Annotated in this window: 1 protein-coding gene; it reads left to right on the top strand. The window is 39.3% G+C overall.

Annotation, left to right across the window (positions count from 1 at the left end):
* Nucleotides 1-659: AMP-binding protein (locus WBG07_RS19410; protein WP_340203798.1), on the top strand; the 659-nt coding region annotated here is incomplete at both ends.

Below are 659 nucleotides of genomic sequence, written 5' to 3'. Positions count from 1 at the left end.
ATCAATAGATTCTTTCGGTACAATTGCCACTCCTCAAACCCTAGCCTATGTCATCTATACATCTGGAAGTACAGGAAAGCCAAAGGGAGTCATGGTGGAGCATCAAAGTATTGTGAATACCATATTTGCTCAAATCCCTGCTTTCTCTATTACCCATAAAGATCATTGCTTACAATTTGCTAGTGCTTCTTTTGATGCTTCTGTATCAGAGATTTTTACATCCCTTATAAGTGGCAGTAGATTGTTTATTATAACAGAAAATTCTAAATCAGACACCTCTTCTTTTAAGAATTTTATAGTAAATAACAATATTACTATTGCCACCTTACCCCCTGCTTTTTTACAACTGTTATCCATTAAAGATGTAGAAGGTATCCGTACTTTGGTTACCGCAGGAGAGACGATACCTTTAAAGGTAGCTCAAACATTTTCTGAGTATTACCATTACGTCAATGCATATGGTCCAACTGAGACCAGTATTTGTGCCACAACTTTTCATGGAACTATCGTGGACAGTGTCCCTATCGGCTCCCCCATAGCCAACACCCAGATTTACATTCTTAGTGAACAGCAAGAGTTAGTGCCTATAGGAGTCGTTGGTGAACTATGCATCAGTGGTGCAGGGGTCGCACGTGGGTATTTGAACAAAGAAGAGTTGA

The sequence above is a fragment of the Ascidiimonas meishanensis genome (assembly GCF_037782385.1).
Classification (GTDB): domain Bacteria; phylum Bacteroidota; class Bacteroidia; order Flavobacteriales; family Flavobacteriaceae; genus Ascidiimonas; species Ascidiimonas meishanensis.
The sequence above is the reverse complement of the archived record's forward strand: the minus strand, read 5'-3'. Positions and strand labels throughout refer to the sequence as shown.